At 69.9% G+C, this 20,505-nt stretch carries 15 protein-coding genes, 1 pseudogene and 1 riboswitch; of the genes and pseudogenes, 10 read left to right on the top strand and 6 right to left on the bottom strand.

The features are described from left to right. The first annotated feature begins 201 nt into the window (after positions 1 to 201). The 5 genes from guaA to V1460_RS32630 all read left to right on the top strand — a co-directional run bounded on the left by guaA (position 202) and on the right by V1460_RS32630 (position 5,464). Positions 202 to 1,815 carry a glutamine-hydrolyzing GMP synthase gene (gene guaA, locus V1460_RS32650; RefSeq protein WP_338677198.1) on the top strand — a complete coding sequence of 538 codons (1,614 nt, stop codon included), beginning with the start codon at positions 202 to 204 and terminating at the stop codon, positions 1,813 to 1,815. Positions 1,816 to 1,928: 113 nt separating this feature from the next. After that, positions 1,929 to 2,513 (top strand): Uma2 family endonuclease, encoded by a 585-nt coding sequence (locus V1460_RS32645; RefSeq protein ID WP_338677197.1) that lies wholly within the window; start codon positions 1,929 to 1,931, stop codon positions 2,511 to 2,513. A gap of 58 nt (positions 2,514 to 2,571) precedes the next feature. Then, positions 2,572 to 3,402: a class II aldolase/adducin family protein gene (locus V1460_RS32640; RefSeq protein ID WP_338677196.1), complete on the top strand. Its 831-nt coding sequence runs from the start codon at positions 2,572 to 2,574 to the stop codon at positions 3,400 to 3,402. 177 nt (positions 3,403 to 3,579) lie between these two features. Continuing rightward, positions 3,580 to 4,836: a hypothetical protein gene (locus tag V1460_RS32635; RefSeq protein WP_407077646.1), complete on the top strand. Its 1,257-nt coding sequence runs from the start codon at positions 3,580 to 3,582 to the stop codon at positions 4,834 to 4,836. Positions 4,837 to 4,927: 91 nt separating this feature from the next. After that, entirely contained in the window at positions 4,928 to 5,464 is a 537-nt protein-coding gene (locus V1460_RS32630) for a DoxX family protein (protein WP_407077566.1), read from the top strand. A 9-nt stretch (positions 5,465 to 5,473) separates the two neighbouring features. Here V1460_RS32630 and V1460_RS32625 read toward each other — a convergent pair whose 3' ends face one another. Next, positions 5,474 to 6,865 (bottom strand): PspC domain-containing protein, encoded by a 1,392-nt coding sequence (locus V1460_RS32625; protein ID WP_338677193.1) that lies wholly within the window; start codon positions 6,863 to 6,865, stop codon positions 5,474 to 5,476. Positions 6,866 to 7,015: 150 nt separating this feature from the next. Between V1460_RS32625 and V1460_RS32620 the strand changes: the two are divergent. After that, a pseudogene (locus V1460_RS32620) lies at positions 7,016 to 8,287 on the top strand (PspC domain-containing protein); the annotation flags it as partial. A gap of 77 nt (positions 8,288 to 8,364) precedes the next feature. Beyond that, on the top strand, positions 8,365 to 9,060 hold the full coding sequence (locus V1460_RS32615) for a response regulator transcription factor (RefSeq protein ID WP_338677192.1): 696 nt from the start codon (positions 8,365 to 8,367) through the stop codon (positions 9,058 to 9,060). Between the two features lie 31 nt (positions 9,061 to 9,091). Here the strand turns inward: V1460_RS32615 and V1460_RS32610 are convergent, their stop codons facing one another. Further along, complete coding sequence (locus V1460_RS32610; protein WP_338677191.1) at positions 9,092 to 10,144, bottom strand: NlpC/P60 family protein; 1,053 nt, start codon at positions 10,142 to 10,144, stop codon at positions 9,092 to 9,094. A 252-nt stretch (positions 10,145 to 10,396) separates the two neighbouring features. Here V1460_RS32610 and V1460_RS32605 point away from each other — a divergent pair, with 252 nt between their 5' ends. After that, positions 10,397 to 10,750 (top strand): hypothetical protein, encoded by a 354-nt coding sequence (locus tag V1460_RS32605; protein WP_338677190.1) that lies wholly within the window; start codon positions 10,397 to 10,399, stop codon positions 10,748 to 10,750. Between the two features lie 94 nt (positions 10,751 to 10,844). Here V1460_RS32605 and V1460_RS32600 read toward each other — a convergent pair whose 3' ends face one another. Then, positions 10,845 to 11,981 (bottom strand): NlpC/P60 family protein, encoded by a 1,137-nt coding sequence (locus V1460_RS32600; protein ID WP_338677189.1) that lies wholly within the window; start codon positions 11,979 to 11,981, stop codon positions 10,845 to 10,847. 6 nt (positions 11,982 to 11,987) lie between these two features. After that, positions 11,988 to 12,178, bottom strand: a riboswitch (cyclic di-AMP (ydaO/yuaA leader). Between the two features lie 251 nt (positions 12,179 to 12,429). Between V1460_RS32600 and pcrA the strand changes: the two genes are divergently transcribed. Beyond that, positions 12,430 to 14,925, top strand: coding sequence for a DNA helicase PcrA (pcrA, locus tag V1460_RS32595; protein WP_338677188.1), 2,496 nt, complete (start codon positions 12,430 to 12,432; stop codon positions 14,923 to 14,925). A gap of 86 nt (positions 14,926 to 15,011) precedes the next feature. On the opposite strand, the gene V1460_RS32590 is transcribed toward pcrA, so the two are convergent. Together V1460_RS32590 and V1460_RS32585 are read right to left on the bottom strand one after the other, a co-directional pair. After that, positions 15,012 to 16,649: a M23 family metallopeptidase gene (locus tag V1460_RS32590; RefSeq protein ID WP_338677187.1), complete on the bottom strand. Its 1,638-nt coding sequence runs from the start codon at positions 16,647 to 16,649 to the stop codon at positions 15,012 to 15,014. 226 nt (positions 16,650 to 16,875) lie between these two features. Next, positions 16,876 to 17,754, bottom strand: coding sequence for an alpha/beta fold hydrolase (locus tag V1460_RS32585; RefSeq protein WP_338677186.1), 879 nt, complete (start codon positions 17,752 to 17,754; stop codon positions 16,876 to 16,878). Positions 17,755 to 18,144: 390 nt separating this feature from the next. On the opposite strand from V1460_RS32585, the gene V1460_RS32580 reads away from it, so the two are divergent. Further along, complete coding sequence (locus tag V1460_RS32580; protein ID WP_338677185.1) at positions 18,145 to 18,558, top strand: cobalamin B12-binding domain-containing protein; 414 nt, start codon at positions 18,145 to 18,147, stop codon at positions 18,556 to 18,558. Between the two features lie 210 nt (positions 18,559 to 18,768). Here the strand turns inward: V1460_RS32580 and V1460_RS32575 are convergent, their stop codons facing one another. Further along, positions 18,769 to 20,409: a DUF5691 domain-containing protein gene (locus V1460_RS32575; protein WP_338677184.1), complete on the bottom strand. Its 1,641-nt coding sequence runs from the start codon at positions 20,407 to 20,409 to the stop codon at positions 18,769 to 18,771. Positions 20,410 to 20,505: the final 96 nt, after the last annotated feature.

The raw sequence follows: 20,505 nt of genomic DNA, 5'->3' as shown, positions 1-20,505 counted from the left end.
AGCCGGCGGGCCGGATGCCATAGGTAAAGACGAAGGTCGGGTGCTTGCGCATAGCCCCAGTATGCCTTCAGGGCCGCTTCGGAGCCAGCCGGGCGGCCGGGCGATTCGGATGGTGATACGAACAGGGGCCCGGCGAGGCTCGGCGCCGCCGGTAGAATCAACAAACAGAACCCCCGCCCAGCACGCCGGAAGGCCGCCGTAGTGTCCTCAGCGCCCACCGCTGCCGCGCCCGACAACGACAGCCCGGACGATGTCCGCGCCGTCCTCGTTGTCGACTTCGGCGCCCAGTACGCCCAGCTCATCGCCCGCCGAGTCCGCGAGGCCCGGGTCTACAGCGAGATCGTGCCGTCCACGATGCCGGTCTCCGAGATGCTGGCGAAGAACCCGGCCGCGATCATCCTCTCCGGTGGTCCCTCGTCCGTGTACGAGGAGGGTGCCCCGCAGCTCGACCGTGCGCTCTTCGAGGCCGGCGTGCCCGTCTTCGGTATGTGCTACGGCTTCCAGCTGATGGCGCGGACCCTCGGCGGCACCGTCGACAACTCCGGCGCCCGCGAGTACGGCCGTACCGGCATGCACGTCAGCAAGCCCGGCTCCACCCTCTTCGAGGGCACCCCGGCCGAGCAGCCGGTGTGGATGTCGCACGGTGACGCCTGCTCCGCCGCGCCCGAGGGCTTCACCGTCACCGCGTCCACCGACGTGGTCCCGGTCGCCGCCTTCGAGAACGACGCGAAGAAGCTCTACGGCGTGCAGTACCACCCCGAGGTGATGCACTCGACGTACGGCCAGCAGGTCCTGGAGCACTTCCTCTACCGGGGTGCCGGCATCGAGCCGACCTGGACCACCGGCAATGTCATCGAGGAGCAGGTCGCCGCGATCCGCGAGCAGGTCGGCGCCAAGCGCGCCATCTGCGGGCTGTCCGGCGGGGTGGACTCGGCCGTCGCCGCCGCCCTCGTGCAGAAGGCCATCGGCTCCCAGCTGACCTGCGTCTACGTCGACCACGGTCTGATGCGCAAGGGCGAGACCGAGCAGGTCGAGAAGGACTTCGTCGCCGCGACCGGGGTCTCCCTGAAGGTCGTCGACGCCCAGCAGCGTTTCCTCGACGCGCTGGCCGGGGTGTCCGACCCCGAGCAGAAGCGCAAGATCATCGGCCGGGAGTTCATCCGGGTCTTCGAGCAGGCGCAGGCCGAGATCGTCGCCGAGGCGGGCGCGCACGGCGACGAGCCCGTCCAGTTCCTGGTGCAGGGCACGCTCTACCCCGATGTGGTGGAGTCCGGAGGCGGCACCGGTACCGCGAACATCAAGTCCCACCACAATGTCGGCGGCCTCCCCGAGGACCTCGAGTTCGAGCTGATCGAGCCGCTGCGCAAGCTGTTCAAGGACGAGGTCCGGATGGTCGGCCAGGAACTCGGCCTCCCGGAGGAGATCGTCCACCGCCAGCCGTTCCCTGGCCCCGGCCTCGGCATCCGCATCGTCGGCGAGGTCACCAAGGAGCGGCTCGACCTGCTGCGCGAGGCCGACGCCATCGCCCGTGAAGAGCTCACGACGGCCGGTCTCGACCGTGAGATCTGGCAGTGCCCGGTGGTCCTGCTCGCCGATGTGCGTTCGGTCGGCGTGCAGGGTGACGGCCGCACCTACGGCCACCCGATCGTGCTCCGCCCGGTCTCGTCCGAGGACGCCATGACGGCGGACTGGACCCGGATGCCGTACGAGGTGCTGGCGAAGATCTCCACCCGCATCACCAACGAGGTCGCCGACGTCAACCGCGTCGTCCTCGATGTGACCTCCAAGCCCCCGGGCACCATCGAGTGGGAGTGAGCCTCCCCGCCGGTCAACGCCGACGCCGTCGCTCATTCGTTTGAGCGGCGGCGTCGGCGTTCGCGGTGGGTAGTCTGATCGCACGGACCAGAATCACGGCCATGGGAGCACTCATGAGCGCAGAGATCTCGCACCACTGGCCGGTGCCGCCGCGCGACGGCTACACGGTGGACGACCTGCTCACCCTGTCCGACCTCCCGCCGCACACCGAGCTGATCGACGGGAGCCTGGTCTTCGTGAGTCCGCAGCGGGATTTCCACAGCATTGCGATCGACCTGCTGGTGAACGGACTGCGGAGCACCGCGCCACCCGAGCTCAAGGTCCGCCGCGAGATGACCGTGGTGGTCGACAAGCGCAACGGTCCGGAGCCGGATGTGTCGGTGGTCCGTGCGGCAGCGGCGCGCAGCCGGGCGCAGACGTACTTCCAGGCACGGGACGTGCTGCTGGCGGTCGAGGTGGTCTCTCCCGACTCCGAGGCCCGCGACAGCGACACCAAGCCCCACAAGTACGCCGGGGCCGGCATCCCCTATTTCTGGCGAGTCGAGATGACGGGCGAGGACGAGCGGCCGGTGGTCCATGTCTTCGAACTCGACAAGGTGTCGCGCGCCTATGTGTCCACCGGCATCTTCCAGGACCGCCTCAAGATCTCCGTCCCCTTCGACATCGACATCGACCTCACCGAGATCGACAAGCTCTGATCCCCGAGGCGCGTCGCCTCTCTGGCCAGTTGGGGTGAGCGGCGCTACCTTCCGCCGCATGGACGAGACCCCGGCGAAGGCACCCGCCCCTGCTCCTGCTCCCGGCCCTGCTCCCGTTCCCGTGTCCGCCGACCGGCTGCGGTTCGCCCTGCCGCCCTTACACGAGTCCATCGCCGAGGAACGTGCCCACCGCAAGCAGCGGCTCGCCGGGGCACTGCGGGTGTTCGCGGGGCTCGGGTACGAGGAAGGGGTCTCCGGGCACATCACCGCGCGCGATCCCGAATTCGACGACTGCTTCTGGGTGAACCCCTTCGGGGAACCGTTCGCCACGATGACCGCGGGCAGACTGGTCCTGGTCAACGAGGAAGGGCAGGTCGTCGAAGGCACCCAGCGCGTCAACCAGGCGGCGTTCGCCGTGCACGCCGAGGTGCACCGGGCACGGCCCGGGGTCGTGGCCGTCGCGCACACGCACTCCGTGTACGGACGGGCGCTGGCGGCGCTGGGGGAGTTCATCGAACCGATCACCCAGGAAGCCTGTGCCTTCTACGAGGACCACGCGCTGTACGACGCCTACACGGGGGTGAACGTCAACCCCGCCGAGGGGCGCGGTATCGCCCTCGCGCTCGGCGTTGGCAAGGGGATCATCCTGCGCAACCACGGGCTGCTGACCGTAGGCGACTCCGTCGACGCCGCCGCCTGGTGGTTCATCGCGATGGAGCGCTGCGCCCAGGTGCAGCTCGCGGCGAGGGCGGCGGGGAAGCCGGTGCCCATTGCGCATCGGGACGCGGTGGCCACGCGCGAGCAGCTCGGTGGCGATCTGGTCGCGTGGATCAGCTATCAGCCGTTGTGGCGGCGCGTGAGCGATGCCGAACCCGAACTCATGTCGTAGTACGTCAATTTGATCGTTCGTCAATCACCCTCGCATTGCCCGCGTATCGTCTTGTAAGGCACTTCCGGTGACCACCGGTACGGCACAATTCCTTTTCAGCAAAAGGTTGTTGCTCAGCTGCTCAGCTCTGGTGGAAGGGTGCGACGCGCCGTGGCGGTGCAAGAGGCGGGGTACAGCGTGCACGGCGGCGGTTGCAGTTGCGGGGACTGTCCGCATGGCGCGCGTCAGGGGCACCGGCGTGCGGTGGCCGAGTTCGGTGCGCGCCGGGACGAGCTCGCTTCGGGGCATGGGCTGCCCGCGCAGGTCGCCTACTCCGAAGGGGCCTCCCGCCAGTGGATCTCGGATGAGCTGACGGCGTCGGCCCGTACGGTCGCCGAACGCGGCAGGGCGGCGGGGGCGGCTTGGCTCCACCGAGTCTGGCGGCGCACGCTGCTCGTGGTCTGGGGCTGTGCAGGGTTGTCCCTGGTGCCTCTCGCCGGGACCGCCATCGGCACCGGCTGGGGACCGACCCGTACGGCCGCGCTGGCGGCCGTACTCTCCTGCGCTGTGCTGCTCACCGGTACCGCCTGCCTGCACCGGGCCCACGGCGGTCTGCTCGCCCCACTGGTCGGCGAGGACAACCGCCTGTCCACCTCGCGGGTGGTGGCCGGATCCTGGGTGTTCTTCGCGGCTGCCGCCGTGCTGTTCCTGGCTCTGCGGCTGGCTGCGACGGGTGCGCCGCAGGCCGGGCCCGCGGTGGCGGCCGGTGGCGGCTCGGGTGGCGGGTCCGGGCTCGTGCCGGGTGCCGCCCTGCTGGTCGTGGTGACCGTGGTGTGCCTGATCGCCGTGGTCGTGCGCCGGGTCGTCCTCGTGCGCGTGCTCACGCAGCGGGTGCAGAAGGTGCAGGCCGACCATCCGCGCCCCGCCGATCTGCTCTGCGACGACGCCGGGCGCGGTAGCTTCACGGACGCCCAGTATGTGCTGGTCACCGCGGCGAGCCTGAGCTATGCGGCGGTCCTGCTCGTCCGGGACCCTGGCGGGCTGCCGAGGCTCCCCTGGAGCGTGACCGCCCTGGCGCTGGTCTCCGCCTTCGTCTATCTGGCCGGGAAGTACGCCGAGGGCTCCCGGCCCGTCGTGCTCTCGGTCGTGCGTGCTCGTGAACCAGGCGACCTCGACGGTCCCATCAGGACCGGGGACGACATCGAGATCCGCGGTGCGGGCTTCGTCCCCCCGGGCGCGGGCACCCCGGACCGGCTGGCCCGGATGACGGTGCGCATCGGCTCGGTCCATGTGCATGTCCCGCTGGTGCCCGTGGCCGGAGGGTTCACCAATCCGACCGACACCAGCATCAGGGTTCCGGTCCCGGTCGATGTCGAACCCGGACGGGTCGATGTGCAGGTGGTGACGGCGGTGGGTGCCGAGTCCAACCGGATGAGCATCGACGTGACGGACTGAACCACGCTGAGCCATACGGCCGTCAGTTGCGTAGTCATATCTGCGGATCGTGGGAAGAATCGTTCCAGCCGGGTACGACGCGGAGGCGACGATGGCGCATATGGACCGGACGACGACGATGACAACGTACGGGCTGATCGACGAGCGGCGGGCCGGCGACGACGGTTGGAAGAGCACCGCGCAGCGCTACGCACTGCTGCCCCTGAGGCTCTTCCTCGGCGTCACCTTCATCTACGCCGGGCTCGACAAGCTCCTCGACCAGGCGTTCCTGTCGGCGAGCGGGACGGGCTCGATCGGCGAACTCATGAGGTCGGTCCGAGGCTCCTCGGCGATCCCCGGGCTGGTCGACCTGGCCCTGAAGAACCCCTCGGGCTTCGGCTACGCCATCGCCGTCGGTGAACTCGCCGTCGGCATCGGCACCCTGATCGGACTCCTGGCACGGCTCGCCGCATTCGGCGGCGCGCTGATCTCACTGAGTCTGTGGCTGACCGTGAGCTGGCAGACGTCGCCGTACTACTACGGCAATGATCTCCCGTACATGTTTTGCTGGGTGCCACTGGTGCTGGCCGGTGCCTCGGTGCTCTCCGTCGATGCCGCCATCGCTGATCGGCGCCGCCTGAGCCGCTGAGGCCTGAACTCATGGCATGGCACGGGTCACCTCCACCAGTCCGAGGCCGACCTCGAGATCGAGCGTGAGCGTCCCCGTCGGAGCCGGCTTCTCGTCTGGTCTGTCACCCGGCTTCCCGGCTGCCTGCCCGGCCGGGGACAGCGTGACCGTCCGTCGGCGGTCCGGGCCCACGTCCACGTCCTCGCGGTGCTCGTCCGACAGCCTGAGCACCCCGAGCCCGGCCTTGGCGGTGATCTTCACCGTCGCGTCCTGCGGTATCACCACCCTCAGCCTGCCCGCACCCACCTCGACCGTGGTGTTCACGGTCGACCGGGCCGGGACGGCGAGGCCGCCCAGGTCGAGCCGGGCGTCGCCGCTGCCGAGTTCATAGCGCGGGGCGATCGCCGCGATGGTCGTCGGCTGCCAGTCCGTGCGCATCCACCGGGTGCCGATCTCCTTCGGCAGCAAGGACGAGCCGAACAGCAGCAGGGCGGTGACCACGGTCAGCAGGATGGTGCCCCCGCGCCTGCGCCCGAGAAGACTGCTCGTCAGCAGCCCCAGGCAGAAGACCGCGAGAGCGCAGGCGAAGCCGATCTCCAGGCTGGTGCCCAGCGGCTTTGACTCCCAGCTCAGCCGAGCGCCGAGGGCGCCCGCCAGCAGCGCCAGCAGGAACACCGGTCCCCCGATGCCGCGCGGCCCGCGTGGCGGTGCTGCGGCAGGGCCTCCCACCGGGCCCGGGAACCGGCCGGATATCGGCTCCTGAGCGTGGTCGCCGTCCCCTCGCACCCCCGGCTGTCGGGGCGTCGCCATGGTCCGGTCAGCGGCCACCGCTTCCGGTGGCCCCCACAGATAGCCGGTGGCCACCGGCCCTGTCGAGCCGTCCTTGACGATCGGGTCACGCCACCATGACGGCCCACCCGGTGCCGGCGGGGCTTTGGTCTCCGGCGGTGCTTCCTTCACGGCGTGCGCCGTAGCGGGGTCGAGCCGGCCGCCGTCGGACGTCGCCAGGCTGCGCCGCTGCGACCAGACCGCAGCGGCAGCCATGGCGATCGACAGCATCGCGGCGAATCCGAGCATGGTGCCGTTGCCGATCATCGACAGGAACAGCGCGCAGCCGAGCAGGGCCATCAGCACCGCGATCAATGCCGCGCCGTCCACCCGGCCGGACAGGGCCCTGCGGGCCTCGTTCTCCTCCTCCCCGTCCAGGGGCAACATCAGCCAGGCGAATCCGTAGACGATCAGACCGACGCCGCCCATCACCGCCAGCACCGCGATGACGATCCGGAAGATCACCGGGTCGATGTCGCAGTAGCGCCCGAGCCCGCCGCAGACACCGGACACGACCTTCTGCCGCGGAGTCCGGCGCAGTTGGGGCTGCTGCTCCCGCGGTGGCGCCGGGGAAGGAGCGGTCGGCTGAGTCATGACTCCATGGTGACCGGCTCCGACGCCCGGCGGCAGTCGTCCCGACCCTGGCCCGTCCCTGATATTCCCCCTCCGGGAATCCGGGGATCAGGGACGGTCTCGGGGACGGCCCTGATGCCCGGGGCAGGGCGGACGTGTGACCATCGGGGCATGCCAGCCGCAGTCACCCACCTGCCGGAAGCCGACGAGCCGTCCGTCCGCAAGCTGTACCGCAGCGCCGATGGACGGTGGCTCGGCGGTGTCGCGCGCGGCCTCGCGGGCCATCTCGGGCTGCCAGTGGTCTGGGTCCGGCTGATCTTCTTCTGCCTCTTCATGGCCGACGGACTGGGCGCGCTGCTGTACGCGGTGTTCTGGATCGTCGTGCCACTCGGCGTCGGCGGCCGGTCCGCCGAGTCGAAGCCGGTGTTCGAGACCACGTCCGATGGCAGACGACGGCTGCGCAAGCCCGACAAAGGCCAGCTGTTCGCGTTGTTCGGCCTGCTGATCGGGGCGGTCTCGTTCGTTGTCAACGTCGACCTGGGCGGCCCCGTCAACCGCTATGTCTGGCCGGTACTCCTGATAGGCACCGGCCTCGTCCTGGTGTGGCGCCAGGCGGACAACGCACGCCGAGCCCGTTGGACCGGCGACGGCACCCGCCGTCGGCTGTTCCAGCTGGCACGCGGTCTCGCCGGGGTCGCTCTGGTCGGGATGGGCCTGACCGTCTTTGTCGTCGTCCGGGGCTCGGCCGCCCAGTTCGGCAACGTCATGACGGCGGCGATCGCCGTGATCGTCGGGGTCGGGCTGCTTGTTGGCCCCTGGCTGGTGCGGATGACCCAGGACCTGTCCGAAGAGCGTCTGATGCGCATCCGCGCCCAGGAGCGCGCCGAGGTCGCGGCCCATGTGCACGACTCCGTCCTGCACACCCTCACCCTGATACAGCGGAACGCGGACGACGCCGGTGAGGTACGCAGACTGGCCAGGGCCCAGGAGCGTGAGCTGCGTAACTGGCTCTATCGCCCCGAGGGAACCGGCAAGGAGGCGGACGAGGAGCCCGCCACCGTGTCGGACGCGGTGAAGAAGGCCGCCGCCGAGGTGGAGGACAAGCACGGCGTACCGCTGGAGGTCGTCGTCGTGGGCGACTGCCCGCTCGATGAGCGGCTGGTGGCACAGATGCAGGCCGCGCGCGAGGCGATGGTGAATGCCGCGAAGTACGGTGGCGAGGGTGGCGCTGTGCAGGTCTACGCGGAGGTCGAGGGTCGTACCGTCTTCGTCTCCGTACGGGACAGAGGACCGGGCTTCGACCCCGATACGGTTCCCGAGGACCGGATGGGCGTAAGAGAATCGATCATCGGGCGGATGCAGCGCAATGGCGGCACGGCGCGGTTGCGCTCGGTGCCCGGCGGGGGCACCGAGGTGGAGCTTGAGATGGAGCGGGAGACGGAGACCCGCGAAGGGACTCCGCACGGCACCCCCCAGGACACAGCCCACGGGGCATCCCCAGGACAGCGAGAGGCGGACGGATGACCGAGCAGACCGATGGGGGCGAGCGGGGTGCGGAGCGTCGCGTACGGGTCGTGCTCGTTGACGACCACCGGATGTTCCGGGCAGGTGTGCAGGCCGAGATCGGCCGCACGGATGAGACCGGCGTCGAGGTGGTCGGCGAGGCCGCCGACGTCGACCAGGCGGTCACCGTGATCACGGCCACCCGCCCCGAGGTCGTGCTCCTCGATGTCCACCTTCCCGGCGGCGGCGGGGTGGAGGTGCTGCGCCGCTGCGCGGGACTGATGGGCGGGGAGCATCCGGTGCGCTTCCTCGCGCTCTCGGTGTCGGACGCGGCGGAGGACGTGATCGGGGTGATCCGCGGCGGCGCGCGCGGCTATGTCACCAAGACCATCACCGGCAGCGACCTGGTCGACTCGGTCTTCCGGGTCCAGGACGGGGACGCGGTGTTCTCACCACGGCTCGCGGGTTTCGTGCTGGACGCGTTCGCCTCGACCGACGCGCCTCCGGTGGACGAGGATCTCGACCGGCTCACCCAGCGGGAGCGGGAGGTGCTGCGGCTGATCGCCCGCGGATATGCGTACAAGGAGATCGCCAAGCAGCTCTTCATCTCGGTGAAGACCGTCGAGTCGCATGTGTCGGCGGTCCTCAGGAAGCTCCAGCTGTCGAATCGCCATGAGTTGACGAGGTGGGCCACGGCACGACGGCTGGTGTGACCCCACCTGGCGAAGGGCACGGCGAGACGACTCAGGCGACGCGTGTCGCGCCGGCGAACGGCATCTCGTCGATGGGCGCGACCCGCACGGGTGCGCCCGGCCGTGGGGCGTGGATCATCTGGCCGTTGCCGATATAGAGGCCCACATGCGAGACACCGGAATAGAAGAACACCAGGTCACCGGGTGCGAGCTGGGAACGCGGCACCCTGTGTCCGGAGTCGATCTGGGTGTAGGTGGTCCGGGGCAGGGACACTCCGGCCGAACGCCAGGCTGCCTGGGTGAGCCCTGAGCAGTCGTATGCGGAGGGCCCCGTCGCGCCCCAGACGTAGGGCTTGCCCAGCGCTCCGTATGCGTACGCGATGGCCTGAGCCGCCCGGGGATTGGGGGCGTCGGCGACGACCGCGCCGCCGGGTGCGTCGTCGCGGTCGGCCCGGCCGGGCGGCGTGCTGTCCCCGCTCGCGTAGGCGACCTGCTCAGCGGGAGCCATCCGGGCCAGGACGGATTGGGCGGCGGCGAGCTTCTCGCGTACGGCCTTGCGGTGCCGGGCGAGTTCATCCTGGCGTGCCGTCAGCTCGGCGAGGCGCCCGTCGGCCTCCGCGCGCAGCTGGGCCAGCTCCCGGTTCTCCTCGCGGATCCCGGCCAGCGTGGCGACCTGCCGGGATCCGGCCCGCTCGGCGTATTCCGCGCCTGCGAGATAGGCGTCCGGGTCGGAGCTGAGGGCCAGTTGTACGGCAGGGTCGATACCACCCGCCCGATACTGGGCGGTGGCGATCGAGCCGAGCGCGTCGCGGGCGGCATTGAGCCGTGCGGTGCGCCGGGCGGCCTCGTCACGCAGTCCGTCGAGCGCGGTCCGGGCTTCTGCGGCGGCCTCCTTGGCGCCGTTGTACCGCTCGGTCGCCTCCTCCGCCTCCCGGTACAGGGTGTCTGCCTTCGCCTTCAGTCGTTCCGGGGTGGAACCGGGGTCGGCGTGTCCTGCGCCCTCGAAGAGAGTGCCGGTCGCGGCACCCGCCAGCGCGACGGTGAGAGCGGTGCGGGCGGCGGTGCCGCCCAGGTTGCGCTGCTTGGGTCTGCGGTGCGCTGCCACGAAGGCCAGTCCTTCCGGTGTCCGGTAGGTCGTTCCGTACGGTTCCGGCGGCGGTCCGCCCAGGGGAAGCGGCCCGCCGCCGGATCCTTCGGCGCGGCGGTCGAGTCTGCTGACCGGTATGAAGCCGGCAGGTCGATCACCTGGGGGAGGACGCTAGACCGACCTGGTGAGCGGATGGGTCGACATGACCGGTATTGATGGAAGTCGGCCCGCTATAGTCGGTTTCCGATCGGGGGGCTAGGCTCCGGTGCCATGGACGTACTCATCAATGTCTTCGTCGCGCTGCACATCATCGGTATCGCCGCGCTGCTCGGTGGTTTCCTGACCCAGATGAAGGCGATGGGCGCCGGGACGGCCCGCTTCACCCCGGCGATGCTCCACGGGGCACTGACGATGCTGGTCACGGGTGTGGCGCTGGTGGGGCTCAATGAGGCGGACGACCAGACGGTGAACAACCTCAAGGTCGGCATCAAGCTCGCGGTGCTGGTGGTGATCCTCGGGCTCGTCTATGTGAAGCGGGACGAGGAGCGGGTGGACAAGGCGGTGTTCGGCGCGGTCGGCGTCCTGACCGTCGCCAACATCTTCATCGCGACTCTCTGGACCTGAGCCGAGCTGACCCGTCCTCGACCTGACCTGGCAGGCAACGGGCGCCCCTCACGACGAGGGGCGCCCGTTGCGTCGTTCGGGGCGCGGTTCGGGATCAGACCGGCCGCACACTCCCGTGGATCGGCATGTGGTAGATCGACTCCTCGCGGATGTTCGCACCCGGCTTCGGGGCATGGATCATCTGGCCGTTGCCGACATAGATCCCGACGTGGCTGATGTCGTCGTAGAAGAACACGAGGTCACCGGGCACGAGGTCCTTGGCCGCCACCCGCTGCCCCACCTCGACCTGATCCCAGGTGGTGCGGGGCAGATCGACACCGGCGGCGCGCCAAGCGGCCTGGGTGAAGCCGGAGCAGTCGTAGGAGCTGGGGCCCGTCGCCCCCCAGACGTACGGCTTGCCCAGCTGGGTGCGTGCGAAGGACAGCACCTTCTGAGCCTTGGCGGCGTACGAACCGGCGGCCGTGCTCGTGCCGGTGCCCTCCTGCTGCGGTTGTGCCCGCTGTTCGGTTTCGGCCTCGGCCGCCGCCCTGGACTCAGCTTCGGCCTGGGCCTTCGCCTCGGCCTTGCGACGGGCCTTCTCCTCCTGCCGGCGCTCAAGCTCCGCGAGCCGTGCCTTCTCCTCCGCCGTCAGCGTCCCCAGCAGCTCCCGCGCGTCGGCGAGCTTGCGCTGCACCGTCTCCTTGGTGGTGCGCAGCGACGCCTGCGAGGCGCTGAGCGCATCCAGGCTCCAGGTCGCCTCCGCGCGTTGCTCCGTCGCCGCGGACCGCTGCTCCTCGAAATCGGTGACCGCCTCGCGCTGCTCCTCGGAGAGCCGGTCCGTCAGACGCGTCTGGTCGAAGTACTGCTGGGGGCTGTCCGAGAGGAGCAGCGCGGCGGTCGGCGTGACCGTGCCCGCGCGGTACTGGGCGGTGGCGTACGATCCGAGCGCGCGCCGGGCTTCGTTAAGGGACTCCGTGCGCTCCGCGTCGTCGTCGAGTAGCCGGTCCACCTTGCGGCGCTGCTGCGCCGTTTCCTCTTTCGCGCGGTTGTACTGCTGAGTCGCGGTGCCGGCCTGGCGGTAGAGGTCGTCGACCTTCTTCTGGACCTCGTCGACACTGGGCCGCGGTTCGGCCCGGGCACTCTGCGCGGAGAGCAAGGTCACTCCCGCGATGGCCGCCGTCGTGAACCCGACGGCGGGACTCTTCGTGCGTGTACCCGTACGGGCATGCGTCGCCTTGCGGTGCGATGCCAAGACGGCATCTCCTTCCGTTTGCCGCCTACCGGGTTAGCTGTCGGGTTCGGACGGAACGGAAGGTTGTCCTACGGGCCTTGCTGGGCTTGGCCCGATTCACCCCGGTGGAGCCCCTCTTGTGCTGGTCGGCGCAGGAGGGTTGGGTCCCCGGTTCCTCACTTTCCTTGCGGAATGGTCGGATTCGGCGCGAGCGGCCCGATTGGCGTTTGTCGCCGCGGGGGTACGGGCTGCCTGGGCGAGCACGCTAGCCAAACTGTGGCGCTCTTGTGAAGGTCGGTGCGCATTATGTCCGATACATTTCCGTGACCTTGGCGTGTCGTGGCCGCAACTTCACTTATCGTGACCGGGGTAGCCGGGTCGGACATCGGTGGGACTTTGGCGGGATCGAAGCGGGGGATCGGGGGGAAGGCGACGGACTGTCGGTGCGGCGGCCTAGACTCGTAGAGCGATGAGCAGCCTCTTTGACGAAAGCTTCCTGGCCGGCCTCCAGCGCTCGGCGGCCTCGGAGGAACCCCCGCCTCCGGAGCGCGACGAGTACGACGAGCCGGACGAGCCGGACGAGCATGGCCCCGCCGAAGAAGTCCCGCACGACCTCTTCGACGGGCGCTTCGACGTGCCTCCGACCAGGGACGAGTACTACCGCAGCGGTGTTCCGCGCCCGGCCGTGGACCCCGCCGCGCTGCTCGACGGGCTGAACGAGCAGCAGGGTGCCGCCGTCGTCCACACCGGCTCGCCCCTGCTCATCGTCGCCGGAGCCGGCTCCGGGAAGACCCGGGTGCTGACCCACCGGATCGCGCATCTGCTGGCGACCCGCAATGTGCACCCAGGGCAGATACTGGCCATCACCTTCACCAACAAGGCCGCCGGCGAGATGAAGGAACGGGTCGAGCAGCTCGTGGGCCCGCGCGCCAACGCGATGTGGGTGTCCACCTTCCACAGTGCCTGCGTCCGCATCCTGCGTCGCGAGAGCAAGAAGCTCGGTTTCACGTCGTCGTTCTCGATCTACGACGCCGCCGATTCCAAGCGGCTGATGGCCCTGGTCTGCCGTGATCTCGACCTCGACCCGAAGAAGTTCCCGCCGAAGTCCTTCAGCGCCAAGATCTCGAACCTGAAGAACGAGCTGATCGACGAGGAGGCCTACGCCGATCAGGTCGCGGGGGGCGCCCTCCAGGCCGGAGGCGGCTTCGAGAAGACCCTGGCCGAGGCGTACCGGATGTACCAGGCGCGGCTGCGCGAGGCGAACGCCCTGGACTTCGACGACATCATCATGACCACCGTCCATCTGCTCCAGGCGTTCCCTGACGTCGCCGAGCACTATCGGCGCCGCTTCCGCCACGTCCTGGTGGACGAGTACCAGGACACCAACCACGCCCAGTACACCCTGGTGCGCGAGCTGGTCGGCGAGGGGTACGAGGACCTGCCCGCCGCCGAACTGTGTGTCGTCGGTGACGCCGACCAGTCGATCTACGCCTTCCGTGGTGCCACGATCCGCAACATCCTCCAGTTCGAGGAGGACTACCCGGACGCCACCACGATCCTGCTGGAGCAGAACTACCGCTCCACTCAGACGATCCTCTCCGCCGCCAACGCGGTCATCGAGCGCAACGAGAGCCGCCGCCCCAAGAACCTGTGGACCAATGCGGGTGCGGGCGCGCAGATCACCGGCTATGTCGCCGACACCGAACACGACGAGGCGCAGTTCGTCGCCGACGAGATCGACCGGCTGACGGACGCAGGCGATGCCAAGGCGGGCGATGTCGCCGTCTTCTACCGGACCAACGCCCAATCCCGTGTCTTCGAGGAGATCTTCATCCGTGTCGGCCTGCCCTACAAGGTCGTCGGCGGGGTGCGCTTCTACGAGCGCAAGGAGGTCCGGGACGTCCTCGCCTATCTGCGGGTCCTCGCCAACCCCGAGGACAACGTCCCGCTGCGCCGGATCCTGAACGTCCCCAAGCGCGGTATCGGTGAGCGCGCCGAGGCGATGATCGATGCCCTCGTGCTGCGCGAGAAGATCACCTTCCCCCAGGCGCTGCGGCGCGTGGACGAGGCGTACGGTATGGCCGCCCGTTCGGCCAACGCGGTCAAGCGCTTCAACACGCTGATGGAGGAGCTGCGCACGATCGTGGAGTCGGGCGCGGGTCCGGCCACGGTTCTTGAGGCGGTGCTGGAGCGCACCGGCTATCTCGCCGAGCTTCAGGCGTCCACGGATCCGCAGGACGAGACCCGTATCGAGAACCTCCAGGAGCTTGCGGCGGTCGCTCTCGAGTTCGAACAGGAGCGCGGAGCCGACGGGGGTTCCGGCACGCTCGCCGAGTTCCTGGAGCAGGTCGCACTGGTCGCCGACTCCGATCAGATCCCGGACGAGGACGAAGAGGGCAGCGGAGTCATCACGCTGATGACGCTGCACACGGCGAAGGGCCTGGAGTTCCCGGTCGTGTTCCTCACCGGCATGGAGGACGGGGTTTTCCCGCATATGCGGGCGCTGGGTCAGACCAAGGAGCTGGAGGAGGAGCGGCGCCTGGCGTACGTGGGAATCACCAGAGCTCGTGAGCGGCTCTATCTGACCCGTTCTTCGCTGCGCAGCGCCTGGGGTCAGCCCTCGTACAACCCGCCGTCGCGCTTCCTGGAGGAGATCCCGGACGCGCATCTGGACTGGAAGCGGACGGGGCCGATGTCCGCCCCGGCAGGGCCGGTCTCGGGGATCACTTCGTCGCTCTCCTCGTCGCGGTCGCGTTCCGGCCCTTCGGGCTTCGCGACCCGTCGTGCGGCCGACAAGCCGGTGATCGCGCTGGCGGTAGGCGACCGGGTGACGCATGACCAGTTCGGTCTCGGCACGGTGATGGCGGTGACGGGATCGGGCGCGGACGCCCAGGCGACGATCGACTTCGGCGATGCCAAGCCGAAGCGGTTGCTGCTGCGGTACGCACCGGTCGAGAAGTTGTAGCGGAGGAGTCCCGTGGCGGGGGTGCCGCGGTGGTCGCCGCACCCCCGAAGACGGCGCGGAGTCGGCTTTCCCCCAGTGCGGTGGGATCAGGTCGGGTCGAGCCCGTGGCTGCGCAACCACGACAGCGGGTTTATCGCGTCACCGCCGCCCGGTCGGACCTCGAAGTGCAGGTGCGGTCCGGTGGAGTTGCCCGAGTTGCCGGAGAAGGCGATGACATCACCGGCTTTGACCGATCCGGAACGGATTTTGGTGCTACTGAGATGGCAGTACCAGGTTTCCGTGCCGTCGGCGGCTGTGACGATGGCCATGTTGCCGTAGGCGCTGTTCCACTGGGTGCGCACGGTGCCGTCGGTGGCGGCCTTCACCGGCGTCCCGTAGGAGACGGGGAAGTCGATGCCTGTGTGCATGGACATCCAGTTGACGCCTGCCTGGCCGAAATAGGCGCTGAGCCCGGACTGGCTGACGGGGAGGGCGAACTTGGGGCGCAGCGCCTCACGGCGGGCGGCCTCCGCCTCGCGCTTCTTGCGGTCAGCCTCCTGGCGCGCCTTGAGGTCGATGCGCTCCTGGGTGCGGCTGGCGCGATCGCCGAAGTCGCGGGCGTCCGCGCTGAGTGCGGCGAGCTGGGTGTCGAGCTTGCTGTTGGCCGGGACCGACTGCACCGATGTGGGATCGGCGGCTGTGACCGTGGTCTTGCCGGTGCTCTCCTTGTCTCCGGAGAGTCCGCCCACCGATGCCGCTGCCACGCCGGCGACACCCATGACACACACGGAGGGCACGGCAACGGTGAGCATCGCGGAGCGCTTGGCCGGGGTGCGCCGACGGCCGCGGCTGCCACCGCGGCGGGCGGGCCTGGGCGCGGGGATGGACACCGCCGGGGCGGTCACGGTCCTGGCCGCGGCGACGATCTCGGCCTCGTCGTAGCCCTCGAAGTGCCGGCCGCCCGGGAGATCGTGGTGGCCATCCGGCGACTCGGTGTCCAGGTCGCGGTCGCCGGCGCCCGGCGAGGTCTCGAAGTGTTCGGCACCGGGGTCTTCGGTCCCGGCATCTTCGGTCCCGATGTGCCCGGTTTCGTAGCGGTCCGCCTCGTGGAGGCCGGGTGCGGCCTGGAAGCCGTTCTCGGGGGAGAACTGCTCGGGCAGGGGGGCGTGCTCGGTGTAGTAGCCGGTGTGCTCGGTGTACTCGCCGGGGTGCCCCGTGTACTCGGCGTATTCGGCGTGCTCCGGGTGGCCGGTGGGCGCCGAATACTGGCCGTATTCGGCGTACTGGGTCTGAGTCTGCGTATGCGTCTGGTAGGCGTCGATGCCCTGCTCCGCGCCGAGGCCGACACCGCTGCCCGTGCCCGAGTTCCAGGCGGTCGCGTCGTATGTGCCGGTTTCATGGGACGTGGTGCCGTATCCGCCCGCTGAGGGCCACTGGCCCGTCGCGTCATAGGCGAAGGCGGCCGCTGCGGTCTCGAACTGGCCTGTCTGGTTCCAGACGTTGGTGTCCCACTGGCCGGTGGTGTCGTACTGCTGGTGTTCCTGTCCCTGGGCGGTCGCGTAGCTGTCGTAAGTCGCCGTCGCCGACTGCCACTGCGTCGTGTCGTGCTGCCCCGTGCTGCCGGTATCTCCGGTGGTTCCCGTGGCGTACGCGTAGTCGCCGGGAAGCGAGCCGAAGAGCGGATCGGTGTCGAAGCTGCCGGTGGGGTAGGAGTCGTACCCGGCGTCGGGGTGCTGGTCGTTCACCAACTTCTCTCTCGCCTCGACAGCAGGACCAGGATCCGGAGTCACCCACTCTGGGGACCCGAGGAACGCAGTGGGCGCGACTGTACCCGGCAGTATGCGACGCCGACAATCTTCCGTTGGTTCCGCGCAGGCGGGAAACGGGCATTCGGCCGTCTTTCGGTGGGGACCAGGAAGAGCTTTGGCCTTACGTTCGATGACTGTTCGAAGTCTGTTCAGGTGTCGGGCGTCAGGCGACGGACACGGCTCCGGCCGTCCCCGACCCGGCTTCCGCGCCCGACTCCGATGGCTCAAGTGCCTCCCGGATGCGTGCCGCGACGGTCGGGTGCACGGGGAGGGCGAGGTGGCCGATACCGCTCACACGCACGTTCATCACCCGTAGATCCGGGTGATCGATGCGGGCCGTTTCGAGCGGAACCATCAGTTGGTCCAGGTCGCTCCAGAATCCGACGAAGCGAGTCCGGCAGTCCGGGGCGGGCAGCTTGAGCTCCTCCACCACGTCCGAGCCGGGGCGCATTTGGCGCACCAGGGGGTGAGCGCTCGCGATCGGGACGACGCTGGTCCCGGAATGGGGAGTGCCGAGGGTGACCAGCGTGCGGACCCTGCGGTCGCCACCGAGGCGCTGGACGTAGTAGCGGGCGATCAGGCCGCCGAGGCTGTGCCCGACGATGTCCACCTCGGGACGGCCGGTGCGGGCGCAGATCTCCTCGACATGGCGGCCCAGCAGTTCGGCGGCGCTCCGTATGTCACAGGTCAGCGGCGAGTAGTTGAGCGACTCTATGGAACGTCTTCCGTCGCGGGCCAGATGGCGGCGCAGCAGGACGAAGACGGAACGGTTGTCGATGAAGCCGTGGAGGAGCACGGTCGGCGGAAGCTCGGCCGTCTGCCGGCCGGGCAGGGCGTGCGCGTCCGTCACGGCACATGCCGGTTCGGTCGTGCCGCATCCATCGGGGCGCCCCGGCCTCGGGTGGTCTGGCCGCTCCTGACCGATGCCCGACGGATACAGCACCAGATGCCCGGCCAGGATCGTCAACTCGAGGACGGTGGCGCGGAGCAGCGTGACCGGCAGACGGAAGTGCGGCAAGCGCAAGAGCGGCAGCAACCCCATGGCCGACCTCCCGAATGGCGCACGGGTCGACGGCTCCGTCCCCCGTGGCCCTCGTAGGGAGACCGGCAGACCGCGTCGCGCGAGTCATACGGTGCGCGGTGCGGCTGTATGGCGGTGCGACCGTACGGCGCTGCGGCGATGGCCTGACGGCTCCCTGGCGCTCGCAGACTCCCGGTGCGATCCGGCCCGACGACTGCGGACCGCTCGGTACGGGGTCGGATGCGGCGCGTGGCGAATATGTCCCACGTGTGATTTCCCCCTCCCTGTCCACCGCGAAACGAGCGGTTGCGGGATGCTGTAGATAACGTTCGTTCACCCCCGCCGGGTCCTTCCGGCGTCGGGGTGCGGGGCTCGTGCCAACGGCGGCACAGTCGGGATGTGGAGGCAGTGATGGGTGTGACCGGTCCGATCCGCGTGGTGGTGGCCAAGCCGGGTCTCGACGGCCACGATCGCGGCGCGAAGGTGATCGCGCGGGCGCTGCGCGACGCTGGAATGGAGGTCATCTACACCGGGCTCCACCAGACCCCGGAGCAGATCGTGGACACCGCGATCCAGGAGGACGCCGACGCGATCGGGCTTTCCATCCTCTCCGGCGCGCACAACACGCTCTTCGCCAAGGTGCTGGAGCTGCTGAAGGAGCGAGACGCGGAGGACATCAAGGTCTTCGGTGGCGGAATCATTCCGGAGGAGGACATCCCCCCGCTCAAGGAGAAAGGCGTGGCCGCGATCTTCACCCCGGGTGCCACGACGGCCTCCATCGTGGAATGGGTCAACGCGAACGTCCGGCACCCGGCCGACGCCTGACCTGTGGCAGGCCCACCCCGCAACGCCCCCGGTGCGGTGCCGGACCCTGGCCATCCCGTTTCCGTCCGCCCGTGGACGGTACGGACTCGGAGCCTGCCCGCAGGGCCTGCCCCCGACGCTGGCGGCGCGCCCGACGGGGGCGACGGCCCCGGCGCCCGCGCATACAGCACGTCCCTCCGGGACCCTGTGAACAGCGCCCCGGCCCTGCGGCTACCCCTCCGTTGCCAGCTCGGCGTGCATCACCGCCCGCAGCCGCAGGGTGGAGACCAGTCGCTGGAAGGCCTCCGACCAGTAGCCCCCCGCCCCCGGTGACGAGCCTTCCGCCTCGTCCGGTGTGGCGGTCAGCAGTTCGAGGCGAGCCGCTTCCCCGGGGTCCAGGCAGCGTTCGGCGAGGCCCATCACACCGCTGAAGCTCCAGGGGTAGCTGCCGGCGTCGCGGGCGATGTCGAGCGCGTCCACCACCGCGCGGCCCAGCGGACCAGCCCACGGCACTGTGCAGACACCCAGCAGTTGGAACGCCTCCGACAGCCCGTGCGCGGATATGAACGCCGCGACCCAGTCCGCCCGCTCCCGCTCCGACAGGGCGGCCAGCAGCTTAGCCCGCTCAGCCAGGGACGAGGTGCCGGGGCCGTTCGCCGGTGGTGCGGCTGGTGCGCCGAGCAGTGCGCGGGACCACTCCGGGTCCCGCTGGCGTACTGCCGCTCGGCACCAGCCGGCGTGCAACTCGTCTCCCCAGCCGTCGGCGACGGGCAGTGCCACGATTTCGCCCGGGGCGCGCCCGCCGAGCCGCTGCTGCCAGATCGCCAGCGGGGCGGACTCGACCAACTGTGCCAGCCACCATGATCGTTCACCCCGGCCAGACGGGGGTACCGGCACGACGCCGTCCCGCTGCATCGCGGCATCGCATTCGTGCGGTGCCTCGACGGTGATGGTGGCCGTGCCGTCGGATCTGTCCAGTGCGACGCAGCTGATCACCCGTTCCGCCATCCGCTCGGCGAGAGCCGAGTCGGGTAGGGCCGAGAGCAGCTCGGCTGCCGTGGCTCGTACATTGCGGCTGCGGTCGGAGAGCGCCAGCTCGAGGAAGGGCTCGTCCGAGTCGGACAGTCCCGTGCGCAGTGCGTCGAGGAACATGAGGCGGTCCTCGGCCCGCTCGGTCGACCAGGTCTCGGACAGCAGGGCCAGGGCCGCGGCCGGGTCATGGGCCCGTACGGACGTGAGGACGCCGACGCGTTCGGCGAACAGGCCCTCGTCCCACAGCTTCCGCACACCCGCGATGTCCTCAGGGGCGGGCAGCGCGGCACCTCCCCCGGGACCGCCCGCCGTGGCAGGACCCCATGCCCCGCGCAGGGCGAACTTCCAGTCGCTGTTGAGCCCCGCGAGCCAGAGCCCCCGCGGTCCGGCGAAGCGCAGTGCCGCGGGGCGCAGGTCGGTGCGGGCACGCGCGGCTTCGAGCAGTGCCGGCAGGGCGGAGGCCGGCGCGCGATACCCCTTCTCGTTGGTGGCGGCCAGCCACTGCGGCAGCAGTTCCGTCAGATCGGGCGCGGTGCCGCGGCGGCCTCCGGCTCCTCCGGGCACGGCGCGGTCGGCCAGCAACTGCGCGAGTCGCTGCCGGGCGGGCTGGGGCAGTGGTGGCCGGGTGTCCTGCGGGGCCGGCTGCGGAATCGGGCGTGCGGGAGCCGGCGTGAGTCCGGCCCGCCGCCGCACGGTGTGCACGGCGGCCATGTCCAGCAGAGCCACGGGAGCTTCCACGCCGGGCGACAGGACGGTGGTGGGCGGGGTCCGCCGATCGGTGCCGAGAAGAGCCGATGTGACGAGCTCTTCCCAGTCCGTGGCGCGGGTGGTGCCGGTCATCGGTCCTCCGTGGTGCGTCATGCGGTTCGGGCGTTCGGGCGTCTGGCCGTTCGGACGAGACCGCGTGATGTGGTCGGTCTTCGGACTCGGTCTTCC

Source organism: Streptomyces sp. SCSIO 30461, assembly GCF_037023745.1.
In the GTDB taxonomy this organism is placed as follows: Bacteria; Actinomycetota; Actinomycetes; order Streptomycetales; family Streptomycetaceae; genus Streptomyces.
Note: the sequence above shows the minus strand (reverse complement) of the source record. Positions and strands in the feature narration are given on the sequence as shown.

Bases quoted from the DNA above. Each gene is read 5' to 3' on its own strand.
- V1460_RS32645 (WP_338677197.1), top strand. From the start codon at position 1,929: ATGAGCGCAGAGATCTCGCACCACTGGCCGGTGCCGCCGCGCGACGGC.
- V1460_RS32640 (WP_338677196.1), top strand. From the start codon at position 2,572: ATGGACGAGACCCCGGCGAAGGCACCCGCCCCTGCTCCTGCTCCCGGC.
- V1460_RS32630 (WP_407077566.1), top strand. From the start codon at position 4,928: ATGGCGCATATGGACCGGACGACGACGATGACAACGTACGGGCTGATC.
- V1460_RS32625 (WP_338677193.1), bottom strand. From the start codon at position 6,865: ATGACTCAGCCGACCGCTCCTTCCCCGGCGCCACCGCGGGAGCAGCAG.
- V1460_RS32615 (WP_338677192.1), top strand. From the start codon at position 8,365: ATGACCGAGCAGACCGATGGGGGCGAGCGGGGTGCGGAGCGTCGCGTA.
- V1460_RS32605 (WP_338677190.1), top strand. From the start codon at position 10,397: ATGGACGTACTCATCAATGTCTTCGTCGCGCTGCACATCATCGGTATC.
- pcrA (WP_338677188.1), top strand. From the start codon at position 12,430: ATGAGCAGCCTCTTTGACGAAAGCTTCCTGGCCGGCCTCCAGCGCTCG.
- V1460_RS32585 (WP_338677186.1), bottom strand. From the start codon at position 17,754: ATGGGGTTGCTGCCGCTCTTGCGCTTGCCGCACTTCCGTCTGCCGGTC.
- V1460_RS32580 (WP_338677185.1), top strand. From the start codon at position 18,145: ATGGGTGTGACCGGTCCGATCCGCGTGGTGGTGGCCAAGCCGGGTCTC.
- V1460_RS32575 (WP_338677184.1), bottom strand. From the start codon at position 20,409: ATGACCGGCACCACCCGCGCCACGGACTGGGAAGAGCTCGTCACATCG.